At 39.4% G+C, this 14,124-nt stretch carries 11 protein-coding genes; 3 read left to right on the top strand and 8 right to left on the bottom strand.

The window, feature by feature from the left end; genetic code table 11:
- The first annotated feature begins 56 nt into the window (after nt 1-56).
- Nucleotides 57-1,346 carry a serine hydrolase gene (locus tag FD725_RS28450; protein WP_179051221.1) on the top strand — a complete coding sequence of 430 codons (1,290 nt, stop codon included), beginning with the start codon at nt 57-59 and terminating at the stop codon, nt 1,344-1,346.
- A 208-nt stretch (nt 1,347-1,554) separates the two neighbouring features.
- Nucleotides 1,555-2,544, top strand: coding sequence for a glycosyltransferase (locus FD725_RS28445; RefSeq protein WP_179051220.1), 990 nt, complete (start codon nt 1,555-1,557; stop codon nt 2,542-2,544).
- A 127-nt stretch (nt 2,545-2,671) separates the two neighbouring features.
- Here FD725_RS28445 and FD725_RS28440 read toward each other — a convergent pair whose 3' ends face one another.
- The gene (locus tag FD725_RS28440) at nt 2,672-3,724 is read right to left on the bottom strand and encodes a DUF1350 family protein (protein WP_179051219.1); all 1,053 of its coding nucleotides are present in this window, start codon (nt 3,722-3,724) and stop codon (nt 2,672-2,674) included.
- A gap of 787 nt (nt 3,725-4,511) precedes the next feature.
- On the opposite strand from FD725_RS28440, the gene FD725_RS28435 reads away from it, so the two are divergent.
- Nucleotides 4,512-5,138 carry a type I restriction endonuclease gene (locus tag FD725_RS28435; RefSeq protein ID WP_179051218.1) on the top strand — a complete coding sequence of 209 codons (627 nt, stop codon included), beginning with the start codon at nt 4,512-4,514 and terminating at the stop codon, nt 5,136-5,138.
- 270 nt (nt 5,139-5,408) lie between these two features.
- Here the strand turns inward: FD725_RS28435 and FD725_RS28430 are convergent, their stop codons facing one another.
- The 7 genes from FD725_RS28430 to FD725_RS28400 all read right to left on the bottom strand — a co-directional run bounded on the left by FD725_RS28430 (nt 5,409) and on the right by FD725_RS28400 (nt 14,122).
- Nucleotides 5,409-6,668: a glycosyltransferase gene (locus tag FD725_RS28430; protein ID WP_179051217.1), complete on the bottom strand. Its 1,260-nt coding sequence runs from the start codon at nt 6,666-6,668 to the stop codon at nt 5,409-5,411.
- A 118-nt stretch (nt 6,669-6,786) separates the two neighbouring features.
- Nucleotides 6,787-8,031: a glycosyltransferase family 2 protein gene (locus FD725_RS28425; protein ID WP_179051216.1), complete on the bottom strand. Its 1,245-nt coding sequence runs from the start codon at nt 8,029-8,031 to the stop codon at nt 6,787-6,789.
- A gap of 93 nt (nt 8,032-8,124) precedes the next feature.
- Nucleotides 8,125-9,387, bottom strand: a complete 1,263-nt coding sequence (locus tag FD725_RS28420; RefSeq protein ID WP_179051741.1) for a glycosyltransferase family 2 protein — start codon at nt 9,385-9,387, stop codon at nt 8,125-8,127.
- A 334-nt stretch (nt 9,388-9,721) separates the two neighbouring features.
- Nucleotides 9,722-10,189 (bottom strand): DUF2141 domain-containing protein, encoded by a 468-nt coding sequence (locus FD725_RS28415; protein ID WP_179051215.1) that lies wholly within the window; start codon nt 10,187-10,189, stop codon nt 9,722-9,724.
- A 166-nt stretch (nt 10,190-10,355) separates the two neighbouring features.
- On the bottom strand, nt 10,356-11,357 hold the full coding sequence (locus FD725_RS28410) for an NAD(P)-dependent oxidoreductase (protein WP_179051214.1): 1,002 nt from the start codon (nt 11,355-11,357) through the stop codon (nt 10,356-10,358).
- Between the two features lie 229 nt (nt 11,358-11,586).
- Nucleotides 11,587-12,765, bottom strand: coding sequence for an ABC transporter permease DevC (devC, locus tag FD725_RS28405; protein WP_179051213.1), 1,179 nt, complete (start codon nt 12,763-12,765; stop codon nt 11,587-11,589).
- Nucleotides 12,766-12,922: 157 nt separating this feature from the next.
- Nucleotides 12,923-14,122, bottom strand: coding sequence for an ABC exporter membrane fusion protein (locus FD725_RS28400; protein ID WP_179051212.1), 1,200 nt, complete (start codon nt 14,120-14,122; stop codon nt 12,923-12,925).
- Between the last annotated feature and the right edge of the window lie 2 nt (nt 14,123-14,124).

Below are 14,124 nucleotides of genomic sequence, written 5' to 3'. Positions count from 1 at the left end.
AAAAACTACCGGAAAATCTGGCAAATAATCTCCTTAGCTTCTCACAATTCACACGCATGAAATCACCCTTTCTATTAATCAGCCTCATCAGTACTATCCTTTTATCTGCTCCAGCAAATGCAGCTCGTTTAGAATCATGGAACTTCGATCCTGGCCAGAATCAACTCAACATCACTACGGATTCTGAAGTCAAACCTAGAGCATTTTTGATTAATAACCCCACCCGAATTGTTATTGACTTACCAAAAACAAGCTTAGACACGAATACTCTGCGGCGCAGTTTTGGTGCAGCAGTGAAGGAAATTCGAGTTGGCAAGGTTGATAATGATACTGCAAGGATAGTGGTTGAGTTAGCCCCAGGTTATACCACCTCTGCCGACAAATTGATGATCACAGGAGATTCTGCCTCACACTGGATTGTCAGTTTTTCTACTATCAGCCAGCCTATTGGACAGGAGACAACTAAAACCTCCTCTAGCGAAGAGAAAATTTTTATTCCCATCAGTGAGAATTCCAAATTTGCTGGAGTTGTTGCTTTAAGTAGAGAAATATCTCAGCTAGATTCTCAAATCAAAACATTGATGACTCGCTACAGTTCACTCAGCCCAGGAATGTTTTTTTTAGACATGGAAACTGGGGAATATCTAGATATCAATGGAGAAAAATCCTTTGCAGCTGCTAGCACCATTAAATTTCCGATTCTTGTAGCTTTATTTCAAGAGATGGAAGCGGGTAGAGTGCAAGCAAATGAAACTCTAGTGATGCGACGAGATTTGATGACTGGTGGTTCTGGCAGTATGCAGTATAGAAAAGCTGGTACTCGTTTTAGTCTTTCGGAAACGATGAATAAAATGATGATCATCAGCGATAATACTGCCACAAATATGATTATTGATCGATTGGGTGGCAAAAATAAGTTGAATCAAAAGTTTCGCAGTTGGGGACTGCAAAATACTGTCATTCGTAACTTGCTGGGAGATTTTAAAGGCACGAATACAACCAGTCCCAAGGATATGGTGCGGTTAGCGGCGATGATTTCCAATAACAAATTGTTGAGTAGCAATAGCTATACTCAAATCGAAAACATCATGGAACGTTGCCATAATAGAAGTCTTTTACCAGTTGGACTGGGTAAGGGTGCAGTCATTGCTCACAAAACGGGTACTTTGGGAAGACTCTTAGCAGATGTGGGAATTGTGCAAACACCATCAGGAAAGCGCTACTTGGCAGGGATTATGGTAGCTAGACCCTTCGGTGATGCTAGTGCCAAGGCTTTTATTAATCAAGTTTCTCGCTTGGTGTATAGTTATCTAGATCAACCAACAGCAGTTACTAGACAGCTTTAGGACACATATCAAAGATTGTCAAAAGTCCATAGTAGTAGCGTGGCAAGATTAAAATAGTGCATTAAGTGTAGGTTGGGTAAAGCGCAGCGCAACCCAACATGGATCTCAAAAACTGATTATGGATCTTGGTGTTGAGTTAAGCCAAAGCCTCAACCAGCCTACAATTTTATGACAACATTTTAGCCTAGACACGCTATTAGGGTGTTTCATGAAAGATATACCAGCAATTTATTTTTATCTCCCTCAATCTGAATGGCCGAAAGACGGCATACCAGATAGTGTAGAAACTCACTGGTGGCTATTCATGAAAGGTACATACTGTTGGACGATACAAACATATCTTCGCCTGCAAGCTGATGGTTTCCCGTGTAAACTAGTAGGCACTTTACCCGATGAAGGAATTGTTCTTGCCCATCGGGATTCTTTACCAGATAATTTGCAAATTCCAGGGTCAAAACTGTTTATTATTTGTCTCAAGGCAGAAAGAGATCCTCAACCTGAAGCACAAATTCATGTAGTCCAGAATTCGCAAGAAGCATCCACAATATTAAGTTTTTGGGATTGTTATTATATACCACTTTGGCCGCAACCGGGCTTAATTCCTCGAAATCCTGGGCGGGGCGATCGCTTTGAAAATCTCGCTTACTTTGGTTTACCGAGAAACTTAGCACCAGAACTTCAAGATCCTGCTTGGGAAGAACAACTACAAGCGCTGGGTTTACGTTGGCGTATTATTAGTAGCAATAAATTAGTTCATGACTACAGCGAAATCGACGTAGTTTTAGCTGTACGTAGCTTTGATTCTCAGCGACATATCGCTAAACCTGCAACTAAATTATTTAATGGTTGGCACGCTGGTGTTCCAGTTATCGGCGGTGCTGAATCGGCATTACAAGCTGAACGCCAAAGAGAACTTGATTATATAGAAGTTACTTCCATTAAAGATACTCTTTTAGCTCTCCAACGATTGCGTGATGATGTAAATTTACGGCAAGCAATGGTAGAAAATGGTCGAAGACGAGCAGCAGAAATCCAAGTTGCAAATTTAACTGCTAAATGGCGTGAGTTTCTGATGAATGTGGCAATTCCAGCATATGAAAACTGGTGTATGCAATCTAGTTTGGCTAGACAAACATCTTTTATTCAGCGCTACCTTGCCTTAAAAATTTATCGGATTCAGCAAAGGATAAGTGCTTAAATTGGTTATTAGTCATTAGTCATTGGTCATTGGTCATTGGGTATAGGAAATTAGTTATTTTTCCATATTTTCCCAGTACCCATTACCCATTACCCAGTACCCAGTACCCAGTACCCATTATCTATGATTAACGTTCTTGTTCTAAGGCTTTGAGTAATTTAACTACATATATTTCTAACTCTGCACTTCGTCTTTGCGTAGATTCAATAATGGGTAGACTATCAGGAAAATTAATCACATCATTACCGATTTGCTTCCCTAGAGGTTTTAAATGTCCACCTACTAAATTATTCTGAAAATCTGTTGGGGGTTTTTTAAGCGTATTCATAAACCAGTCACAGGTTGACTTAGCAAGTTTATCTGATTTAAAGCGGATCAATCCTAAGAGATTAAAGAGATTAGCAGCTTGGATAAAAGCATAGGTTTCTTGAGAACTAGGTTTAACACCCCATCCCAGGCTATCAATAATATTTGCCAAAACTTTAGGAATGGCGCTATCTGTACCACTATTGACAGGAGCTAAAAGTATAGATGGTTGGCCTTTAATAAACAGACTCTTAAAGAAGGTTCTGTTAATATTTGGATCTGCAATGGTATCTAGGTAAGTATCTTGCTCTTGTCCTAAATAGTATTTAATTAATTGAGTGGCTTGCTGACGTTTTTGTTTGAGATCATTAATTAATGTTTCTAAGTCTTTGACAATACTTTGAATCTTGCGCTCATTTTTCTCTTTATCTGATGAATTGGATGTTTTATTCACTATTCCCCGAATAAATGATTCGAGTTGATCATGTTCTCGTGGTAAGGCAGAGAAACCTTCCAAAAGAGCAATATATTTGCAGCCGATGCTATGACCAATCCAGGAAAAGTTCTGATCATTGAGATAAATTTGATAATCATAGCCTGCAAATTTAGCCATTCTTACGAGTTCTGGGGTAATCTCATATTGTTCTCTAATTAAAAACCCAGCTTCTACATAATGATTAAAGGTAAAATTAAAGGGCAGGATGATGATTGTATAGCGATCGCTAAATAAATATTGGAGTAAATAACGATAGAATTGCATCGGGAAGAAAGTGCCAAAAAAAGCTCCACCAATAAATTGAATAACTCCTTTAGGTTGTGGATGTAGTGCTACCCAACTATGGGAAACTGGCTGAAATATGAGTTTTGCTTTCATTTTTTTGCTACCTGATAAATATGACAAATCAGTGTCAATCTCCAGAATTATAGAGACACAGGTAAATCGAGATGTAAGACAATTGCTTCTGAAAAAATACAACTAAATATTTAGTTCATTTTTAGACCAGAAGGAAAAATAATAGGACTTATGCACTTGACACACAAAGCTTGGCGAGAGTGGTCAATAGTCAATAGTTAATTTTGACTTTAAACCGTTTACTATTGAGCAACAAGCGTTAGCAATATATGACATTGCATAAGTCCTAAGAAAATTACTTTTGTCTGAGAGTGTGTTTATAATGTCATACTTCAGCCTAAGTAATAATGCCAAAGTTTTGTGATTATTGTTTACATTTAAAATTTACGCATCATCTGAAGACCGAGAAAACCCTGATTTATGAACAAGTGATGATACAACACTCAGCTTGACAGTTCCAGAAATTTTGTGATGAATCTGATTTTTTTCACTTTAGGCAGATATAGGAATCCGCTTTGATTTCTGAATCACTCGTAGAGCTAAGGAACTAGGGACTGGGGACTGGGAAGAAAGAATAAAGGTGTACTGAGTTTTGTAGGCGTAAGCGCAGGCTACGCTTACAAAAATAAACCCGGATTTCTCACGAAATTTATCAAACCGAAGTCCAGAGGCTGTAGGGGCGGGTTCACGAGATATTCGTAAATGATTGAAGCATATTTGTAAACCCGCCCCTACCGTTTTGTGAGAAATGCAGGATAAAATATGAATCCTATAGAATACAGATGTATTTCTTATTCTCCAATTGATTATGGTACAAACAATCCAAGGACGGGATATCAGCCTTTATGAACTAGCAGAAAAATTTAGTCTCCAATTGGTGACAAATGCTGATTTTTTTACAGAATGGAAAAATGATTTACCATTGTTGAATGATGCAGAAATTTTATCTCTAGAACGAGTTAGAAGCAATTATTTAAATTTAACTCAACGTCTTTCAACGTCAGAAGAAGCGGTGAAGATGGTGGTACTATCGCCACTCCTAGATTTAGCTGGTTTTTATCAGCCACCCTTTGAAATTGAAACGGAAAAATCTACTGATATTTCTGCTATAGATGAAAGTATCATAGTCAAAGGGAATATTGATGTTTTAGTAATTCAAAAACGTCTTTGGGTACTAGTGATTGAATCTAAAAGTACTAAATTTGATGTCTTAACTGCATTACCCCAAGCACTTGCTTATATGCTTGATACTCCCAATATAGAACAACCAACTTTTGGGTTACTTGTGAATGGTAGAGAGTTTGTTTTTGTCAAGCTAGTTCAGCAAGAACAGCCAAAATATTCTCGGTCTTATGCCTTATCAATTGAACGAGATGAGGAATTTCAACAGGTACTAAGTGTATTAAAACGTATTAGCCAATTAATTTTAATGTAGATATAAATTGGGTTCCTCAGATCATGTTGGGTTACGCAAAGCGTCCACTCAACCTACTAATACTATTTTATCTTGATATTGTAGGTGTAGGTTGGGTTGAAGAATGTAGGCGTAAGCCTTCTCGGAGAGTAACCCAACGGTATCAAGACTTTGTTGGGTTTCGTTGTCGCTCAACCCAACCTACTTTTCTGCTTAACTGAACCGTATTGGGTAATACCCACCAAAGCCGACAAATGATGGATATTGCTATGTCATTTTGTTGCCTAATTCCTATAGGCGAGATGATGGTTTTGCTGCTTGCACTAACTGAAAAAGTTTAACCTCAAACTTTTCCATACAGGCTGACCAATCATATCCCAATATGGAGGGACGTGCTTGTTCAGACATTGCTGTTTTAAGTTGAGGATTTTCTAAAATAGCAATTACTTTTTCGGCAAAATCTTTGGGGTTATTAGGTTCAGCGAGAAACCCATTTTTTCCAGGGGATACTTGTTCGGAAGTCGATGGTGCTAGTGCTGCAACTACAGGAGTGCCAGAGGCGAGAGCTTCGTTAGTTGTAGTACAGAAGTTTTCTGTAACTGAGGGATTGACAAATACATCAGCACGAGCAAACCAGCCTAAGAGTTCTGTGCCGTGGGATTCACCCCATATTGTAATACCAGAGACAAACTTTTGCGCGCGGCGACGGATTTCTTCATCTAGGGGGCCACTACCAACAATAACTAAATGAACATTGGGAATTTTAGCTGCAATTAGGGGATAAGCATCAATTAGTTGAGTGACATTTTTTTCGGGAGTAATGCGTCCTACAAATAAAAGAGTCGGTCTATCGTCGTGGGGAATTGGGTTATGGCAAATGTTGCGGGGATGAAACTTTTCACAATTAATCCCTTGATAGGGTAGATATTCACTTGGATAACATTTTAATTTTTGGTACTTAACTAGTTGTTCTCGTGAAGAGAAGACATTGAGATCATATTCTTGACTAAACTGGTTGACTAAATAGGGAATAATTGGACGGAGTAAGTTAAAGAAGATATTGCCTAAATAATATTTGATGTAGGCCACAATATCTGTGTGAAAAACCGAGATGATTGGTGTTTTTGTCCGCTTGGCGTATTTGACTCCGACTGGACGACCATAACCTTGTAATAAAGCTGAGTATAAACCTCGCATTTGTGCTGCTTCTTCTACCACAATGATGTCTGGTTGGAAGTCTGCAAGTAACTGTGTATCACTCCAATGACGATAGCTTAAAGGTTGGGGGAGAGATTTATAAAATATCAGTGGTTGGGTAGGAAATGAGTAGGAAGTAAAATTACTAAAGGTTTTTAGCTCCTCTAACCCAGCCATCGGACGACTGCCGACATTTTTGGGGTACTGATTGTTAAATTGAGGATGGATGAGAAATACTTCATGTCCCTGTTCTAGCAACCAGCGCACTCGTTGATGAACGGCAACTGAAACTCCTGTTAAGAAAGGAGCATATAAGCCTGTAAACAAGGCAATGCGAAGTTTTGGCTTGTGCATGATTTTAGTGTATTTGTATATTGGTTCTCAAACGGAAACTGGTATCTAAAAGCTGAGGTATTTGTGTTTACTGAGCAAATTAGATTGAGGATTTATGCACCGATAATTAAAGAGAAATTTAGCGATCGCCTATTTGATTTACACTCTGATAAGGACGGTATTCCATTAGCTGAATATTTCCTGTGCTGTTAACTTCGTATGTGACACCCCGCCAAGTTACTGTTTGCATCCGCAAAGCAGCTAACATTGCCCATCCATACACCCAATGTGTGAGAGGCATACTGACTATCATTCTCCAGATGAGAGGTGCTGATAATTTTGTTACCTGCTGTCCATGAGAACGAATGATTGGTTGTACACCCAGTTCTAAAAACAGCATCAGCATGACTAATGCCAGTATATAAATGACATACCAGCTAAAAGCAAAAGTAGCTGTTTCACCCTGTCCGCTTAAAAAAGCAGTAAACCACACCACAATTAAGAAGCTAGGTAACAATATGGTGCAGACGGCATCAGCAACTACCAGCCACCACCAAGGATGATACAGTCGAGAAGACAGTAGTTGACGCTGCAACCAGTATCTTAAACTCGGTAAATCGCACTCTTCTCGATTCAGCATAATCAGAGAAGGAACAAACTTGACCTCTAAGTTATATTTGGCTAAGACACTACGCATCACTGTATCTTCACCAAAAGCTTGTCCCCACCTCTCAAGTAGTCCCGTTTGGCGCAGCACTTCAGTTTTGATTGCCAAAGTTCCACCCCAAGGAATACCATATAAGTACATCTGCACGATCGCTGACACATTCCAGATGTAACGGACTAAAGAACCCCAATACCTACCAGTCGGTAAATACCAACGATTGCCAGTGGTTGCTCCTACTTGAGGATAATTGAGAGGACTGACTAATTCTCGCAACCAATTAGTATGGACAACAGTATCAGCATCTACTAAAGCAACTACTTTGTAGGAATCATCTAGATCAGAAACAGCCTGTATGAGAGAACTGCATTTGAGACTACAACTTTGTCTGACTGTCCGCAAATGACTAACTTGAACGTTAGCTGCATCTAACTCATCGATTATACCCCTGACAACCTGCCACGCCGGGTCTTGCTGACTATCAACAATCACCTTGAGATCATACCGTGGATAGTTTTGCTTGAGGAGCGATCGCAAACAATCCCCTAAAAAAGGATCAGCCCCACGCAAGCATAATAACACAGCCGTTTTTGGTAATAATTCATCAGGTAAGTTGTTTGTGCGTGAATTCAGACACCGCAAAAATAACAGTACACAACACACCTGAAAAATCAACCAACCTACTAAAAACTTAGAGATCAATATTGCCAAATCATCCATTGTTGATTATCTCAGAACGATAATGATCTGCATTTACGACCATCTTTAAGTCATTGACCATTGACCATTGACCATTGACCATTGACTCATTAATCAAAGAGAAATCTTGTTATCAATAGGCTGATCCAAAAAATCATAAGGATGGTACTCAACTAAGCGGATATTCCTAGAACTATGAATTCGATAGACAATACCTCGCCATTTCACCGTTGATAGCCACAACGAAGACAACATCGCCAACCCATACACCCACTGGGTTAAAGGAATCGCTAGTAACATTCTCCCCACCGTAGCTAGAGAAAACTTTGTCCCTGGCTGGTCTTGATTGCGAATTACAGGCTGTACACCTATTTCCATCACCAGCATCAGTAAGAGCAATCCTAGAGTATAAATGCTGTATGATTTCAATAACAAACCTGCTACATCCCATTCAGCATTACCCAAGGAAAAGAAAAATAATGCGATCGCTAAACTGGGAAATAAAATACTAGAAACAGCTTCACTAACTATCGCTAACCACCGGGGATGATACAATCGAGAATACAGAAATAGACGCTGAAGATAATCGAGAATTCCTAGTAAATCGCACTCTTCACGATTAACCATAATCAGGGAAGGCACAAACTTAACTCGCAACCCATGTTTTTTTAAGACATTGTGCATCATTAAGTCTTCCCCGAAAGACTGCGCCCACTGTTCTAAAAGTCCTGTTTGACGCAGTACCTCTGTTTTCATTGCCAGAGTACCACCCCAAGGAATACCAAATAGGTACATCTGCACAACTGTCGCAATGTTACCCGTGTAACGTACCAAAGAACCCCAATATTGATTAGTTGGAACATACCAACGATTACCAGTTGTCACCCCAACTTTAGGGTTAGCTAAAGGAATCACTAATTCTCGCAACCAATGAGAATGAACGACAGTATCCGCATCTACTAAAGCCACCACTTTGTAGGAATCATCTAAATCAGAAATAGCCTGAATTAAAGAACTGCATTTGAGGCTACAATTATGGCGAATAATCCGTAAATGGCTAATCTGTACATTAGTTGCAGCTAACGTATTGATAGTATTGCTAGCAATCTCCCAAGACGGATCATCTTGACTATCAATAATTAGCTTTAAATCGTATGCTGGGTAGTCCTGCTTTAACAGCGCCTCTAAACATTTGGGTAAAAAAGGATCAACTCCACGCAGACAAAGAATTATCGCCGCCTTCGGTAATTTATCATCAGGTACAGTTTTTGAGCGCCAAGAACTACGCACATACAACAAAAATATCAAAGAAAGACATACCTGAATAACTAACCACCCCAGCAAAGACTTAGACAAGAAAATTGCCAACTCTTTCATGACATTTATGTCTCCGGCAAATTTTACCTTGCTTGTGTAATAGTCGTGGGTAAAGTTATGAGTGCTGAGTAAGAAAACCCGCATTTCTCACAAGCGGTAGGGGCGGGTTTATGAGGATCATCGTTAATCATGAATAATTTCTGTGAACCCGCCCTTACAACCTTTGGACAAAGAGAAAACCTCATTTGAAAAAAGAAGAGTGAGAAATCCGGGAAAAGTAGGTTGGGTTACGCCTCGCTACACCCAACAAAGCGATATGGATGTTGGGTTCCACTACGTTCCACCCAACCTACTAATTTCTAATTTCTACTCAGCACTCATCACTCATTACTCCTTAAGGATCAAGAGAGTATTTCAAGAAAATATTAATTGTGGTAGATTTTGTCACGGCAAAACTTGACTTATTAAACTTTGGTGTACCTGTTTGAATAGACACGGTAGGATTATTAGAAATCCCAAAACCTTCTTTAGGAATACCAAAGAAATCTGAATCAAGTTTGTGATTACCATTTTGATCATCTACGACTGCAACAGCGTATTTTCCAGGCTTCAAACCATAGAAACTTTTGCTGATAGACTTACCTGTAATTCTTGTACAACCACTTTGCACTTCACTAGTGTCACTCATGGGAAAGCCTTTTTCACTAGCATAAACTCGCAAACAAATCTCACCTTTTTGATGGCGTATACCATTAACTACAACAGTTAACTTTGTTGTAGCTTCGGCATTGACTGCTTTAGCACAGCTTAAACTCAACAAAGTGATTAATAACAGATGACGCAACCGAGAGAGATTTAACATGATTTTGTATTCCTCAAACAACGTTTTTGTGTTTGCTTCAATACCTAAACTCATATAGGAATTAGCTATTCTCTCTGTGCCTTTGTGACTCCGTGTTAAAAATGATTTATTTAACCACAGAGACACGAAGAACACAGAGTTAAGAAGTAGAAGAAGAATTGCTAGACTATTTAACTAGCTTTTGGATATCTGTGTTTTTTAGCCAGGTTCTTGTTTGATATAACCCTGTTTCCAAGTCAATCTTTGGTTTGTAATCTAGTAAATTTTGGGCTTTAGCAATAGAATAGGCATAGGGGCGACTCATAAAATCTACTGATTCTGGCAGAATATCAGCTTTTTTCCGTAATAGTTTTTGTCCTTGATGACGCAGTTTTAAAAACAACTTAATTTCATCTTTTGGCATCGACATAGGAGCCGGTAAACCTTCCATTGCGGCAAGACGTATAAAATATTCTTTCCAAGTCGTCTCTTCGCCATCGGTGATATTAAATATTTCCCCGTAGGTTTCTTTTTCCATTGCCAAAAAGATAGCATCAACCAAGTTATCAATGTAAAGATGATTGATAACTCCCACACCATCATTAGCGTAAGCAAATAATTTTTGGCGCATAAAATGAATTGGTCTAACTACCCAAGGAATACTTCCTGGCCCATAAACATCACCAGCGCGAATGATAATAACGCCAAAATCAGGTGGAGTATTTAATGGTAAAAGTTCGGCTTCGGCTTCTATTTTTGTTTGGCAATAAGAATTTTTATCACTACAAAGTTGCCCATCTTCTGTGACACGATTAGGATAATTAAAACCGTATACCATCACACTAGAAAGATGGACAAAAGTCTTCACGCCAGCATTTTTAGCAGCTTTAGCCATGTTGACTGTACCGCCAACATTGACTTCCCGAAAATGTTGAATTGCACCAGCTTCTTCGGTAATTTGAGCCGTATGTAAAACGATATCTACTCCCTGACAAGCTTTTTGAGCAACAGCAGGATCAGTTACACTACCAACAATTATTTCTGCACCCAAATTTTGTGTTTTTTCTCTATCATGAGAACTTTGCAGTCCCCGGACTTTCATCCCCTGCGCTATAGCTAACTCGGCTGCACGCAAGCCGATAAATTCATCAATTCCAGTGATCAGCAGAGTTTTATTTTGCAAATTCATAGTACAGGGTTTATTGTCTTACTAAAGTTTGAATTTTAAGAGGGAGAGGTTAGAGGATGTTTTAAAAGTCCTTGATGATGTATCAAATATTTTCCGATCCCCCTAAATCCCCCCTTTTTAAGGGAGGTTAGGGGGGATCAATCGGTACTGAAAACACGACTAACCACTTTTAAAACAACCTCTTAGGAATATTTTTTACTCACCAATTCCCAATCCCCAATCCCCATTTTTAAAAAATATCAGCCGGGTCGGCAGAACGGAGCTTATTAATAGCTAATGCGCCGGATGTGATACACATTAAAACTGCGGATATAAAGACAATTACCGCATTATTAACTGTCATGATAATTGGTAACTTTGTCGCTTCCATAGCAAAATCATACAAGCCTACAGAAACTATAAATCCTGGAATGTAAGCTAATAGCGCTAAGATTAAAGCTTGTTGGAAAACCACATTTAAGAGATACTTATTGGGATAGCCAATGGCTTTTAATGTGGCATAAGCTATAAATTGTGTAGCAATATTACTGTAGAGAATTTGGTAGACAATTACTACACCTACAACTGAAGCCATTGTGAGCATTAAGTTGAGAATAAAACCAATTGGTGTTCTAGCAGACCAATATTGTTTCTCAAAATCAATAAAACCTTTGTGAGTAAAAATCCTCACATCATTAGGTAAATTGGCTTGCAAGTTAGCTACCACTTTTTCTTGATCAGCACCAGGTTTAAGTTTAATTACACCTACATCTATTTTTTCTGCTGGACGAGTATTAGGATTGATACGAAGGAAAGTTGAATCGCTGACAATTAAGTTACCATCAACACCAAAGGAAGGCCCTAAACTGAATAAACCACCAACTCGCACTTTGTAGCCAATAGGGGCATCAAAGGGAAATATTTCAATGGTTTGTTCTGTATCTCCCTGATTAAAATTAGCGGCGATGGGGCCGAATTCTGGTCGGGAATCTCTGTCAAATAACATGACATCGGGGATTTTCAGTTTGTCTAAATTCTGTTCCACTTCTGGAATATTCATGACTGGGTTTCCTGGGTCGAAACCAATCACATATATAGAATATTTCTCACCAGTTTCAGGATTTTTTAATTTAGCAAACTGTAAATACATGGGGCTAACTGATTCCACGCCATTAAACCCTAAAGCTTGATACAAACGAGTGCGAGAAAAACTTTGATTTGAGGTCAAAGATTTGTATTGGGAACTGACTAAGAATAAGTCTCCTCGTAAGTTTTGATGCACTGCTGTGGCACTAGAGTAAAGGGCATCTTGGAAACCCAGTTGCACGAACATTAATAAAACAATAAAAGCAATCCCGGCTACAGCTACGAGAAAACGGATTCTTTGTTGGGCTAGCTGTAGCCATGCTAAAGGAATTTTGAAATTCATATTTATTTTGTCACTTGTTAGTTGTCAGTTGTTGTAACTAATGACTAATGAACTGACGTTGCGTGCAATTTATTGATTGTGAGACGTTGCGTGCAATTTATTGATTGTGAGACGTTGCGTGCAATTTATTGATTGTGAGACGTTGCGTGCAACGTCTCTACATTTGGATGGCTACGTCTACTTGGAGGTTGGTGAGACGTGATACTTTTTCACTATCTGCGGGTTTATCGATGGAGACTTTGACTTCGATGATTCTGCGGTCTGTATCTGATCTGGGGTTGAGGCTAAAGATGCTTTGTTTGTCTACTTGCCAACCAATCTCTCTGACTGTTCCTTGTAATTTACCAGAAAATGCTGTGCTGGTAATTGTGGCTTTTTGCCCTACCCGGACGTTTTGAATATCTGTTTGATAGACTTCGGCAATGACGTACATCTGAGATGTTTTACCGATGTCAGCAAATCCATTACTAGGGATGACTTCGCCTGTTTTGGCATGAATTTTGAGAATTTTGCCGTCAATGGGGGCTTTAATGTATGATAGCGCTTGGTCGGCTTGGGCTTGTTTGATGGCTGTAACGGCACTTTTGACTTCCATTTGTGCCAAATCTACATCGACATCCCGTACTTCTTTGACACTGTTGAGTCTGGCTTTGGCTTCTTTGATTTGGTTGGCGAGGGTGTTCTGAGTCCGGCTGAGGCTGGCTTTGGCTTCTGTGAGTTGTTGCTGTGCTGTTTTGAGTTGTAAGGCTTTAGCATCTGATACAGAAGCAGATACAGCACCTTCTTGGAATAGTTTTTGATAGCGATCGCTCTCAGCTTGAGCATTATCTACTTCAGCTTGTACACGGTTAATTATCGCCTGTTGTGTGGCAATTTCTCCAGTCAATTGTGATTGCAAATTCGCAACTGTGGCTTTTTGCGCGTCAATATCTCCAGATTTAGCACCAGCTTTGACTTGGGCTAGTTTGACTTTGGCAATTTGCAGTTTATCTAAAGATTGTTGCAGGGCTGCGGTGGCACGGTCATAATCTTCGAGATAGGCTAATACTTGCCCGGCTGTAACTTCATCACCTTCTTTGACTAACAGTTTTTCAACTCGCACACCATTAGTAGAACTAGGTGCAGACAACGTTGTGATTTCACCTTCTGGTTGCAAACGTCCTAAAGCTGTCACTGCAACTTTCACTGGTGCGGCTTTAGGAGAGTTAGCGGTAGTCGGGACTTGAGGACGTGGTTTATTAGAGGTCAAACTGTAGAAGGATATTAGCCCGGTAGCGAATGTCAGTGACGCAGCTAAAACTATCCACCACCGACTTTGAGGTTTGATAAATAACTGGCGTTCTTTGTTTACTGCCATAT

Source organism: Nostoc sp. TCL26-01 (genome assembly GCF_013393945.1).
In the GTDB taxonomy this organism is placed as follows: domain Bacteria; phylum Cyanobacteriota; class Cyanobacteriia; order Cyanobacteriales; family Nostocaceae; genus Trichormus.
Note: the sequence above shows the minus strand (reverse complement) of the source record. Positions and strands in the feature narration are given on the sequence as shown.

Excerpts from the sequence above, each read along its gene's own strand:
- FD725_RS28450 (WP_179051221.1), top strand. The coding sequence starts at position 57 with ATGAAATCACCCTTTCTATTAATCAGCCTCATCAGTACTATCCTTTTA.
- FD725_RS28445 (WP_179051220.1), top strand. The coding sequence starts at position 1,555 with ATGAAAGATATACCAGCAATTTATTTTTATCTCCCTCAATCTGAATGG.
- FD725_RS28440 (WP_179051219.1), bottom strand. The coding sequence starts at position 3,724 with ATGAAAGCAAAACTCATATTTCAGCCAGTTTCCCATAGTTGGGTAGCA.
- FD725_RS28435 (WP_179051218.1), top strand. The coding sequence starts at position 4,512 with ATGGTACAAACAATCCAAGGACGGGATATCAGCCTTTATGAACTAGCA.
- FD725_RS28430 (WP_179051217.1), bottom strand. The coding sequence starts at position 6,668 with ATGCACAAGCCAAAACTTCGCATTGCCTTGTTTACAGGCTTATATGCT.
- FD725_RS28425 (WP_179051216.1), bottom strand. The coding sequence starts at position 8,031 with ATGGATGATTTGGCAATATTGATCTCTAAGTTTTTAGTAGGTTGGTTG.
- FD725_RS28420 (WP_179051741.1), bottom strand. The coding sequence starts at position 9,387 with ATGAAAGAGTTGGCAATTTTCTTGTCTAAGTCTTTGCTGGGGTGGTTA.
- FD725_RS28415 (WP_179051215.1), bottom strand. The coding sequence starts at position 10,189 with ATGTTAAATCTCTCTCGGTTGCGTCATCTGTTATTAATCACTTTGTTG.
- FD725_RS28410 (WP_179051214.1), bottom strand. The coding sequence starts at position 11,357 with ATGAATTTGCAAAATAAAACTCTGCTGATCACTGGAATTGATGAATTT.
- devC (WP_179051213.1), bottom strand. The coding sequence starts at position 12,765 with ATGAATTTCAAAATTCCTTTAGCATGGCTACAGCTAGCCCAACAAAGA.
- FD725_RS28400 (WP_179051212.1), bottom strand. The coding sequence starts at position 14,122 with ATGGCAGTAAACAAAGAACGCCAGTTATTTATCAAACCTCAAAGTCGG.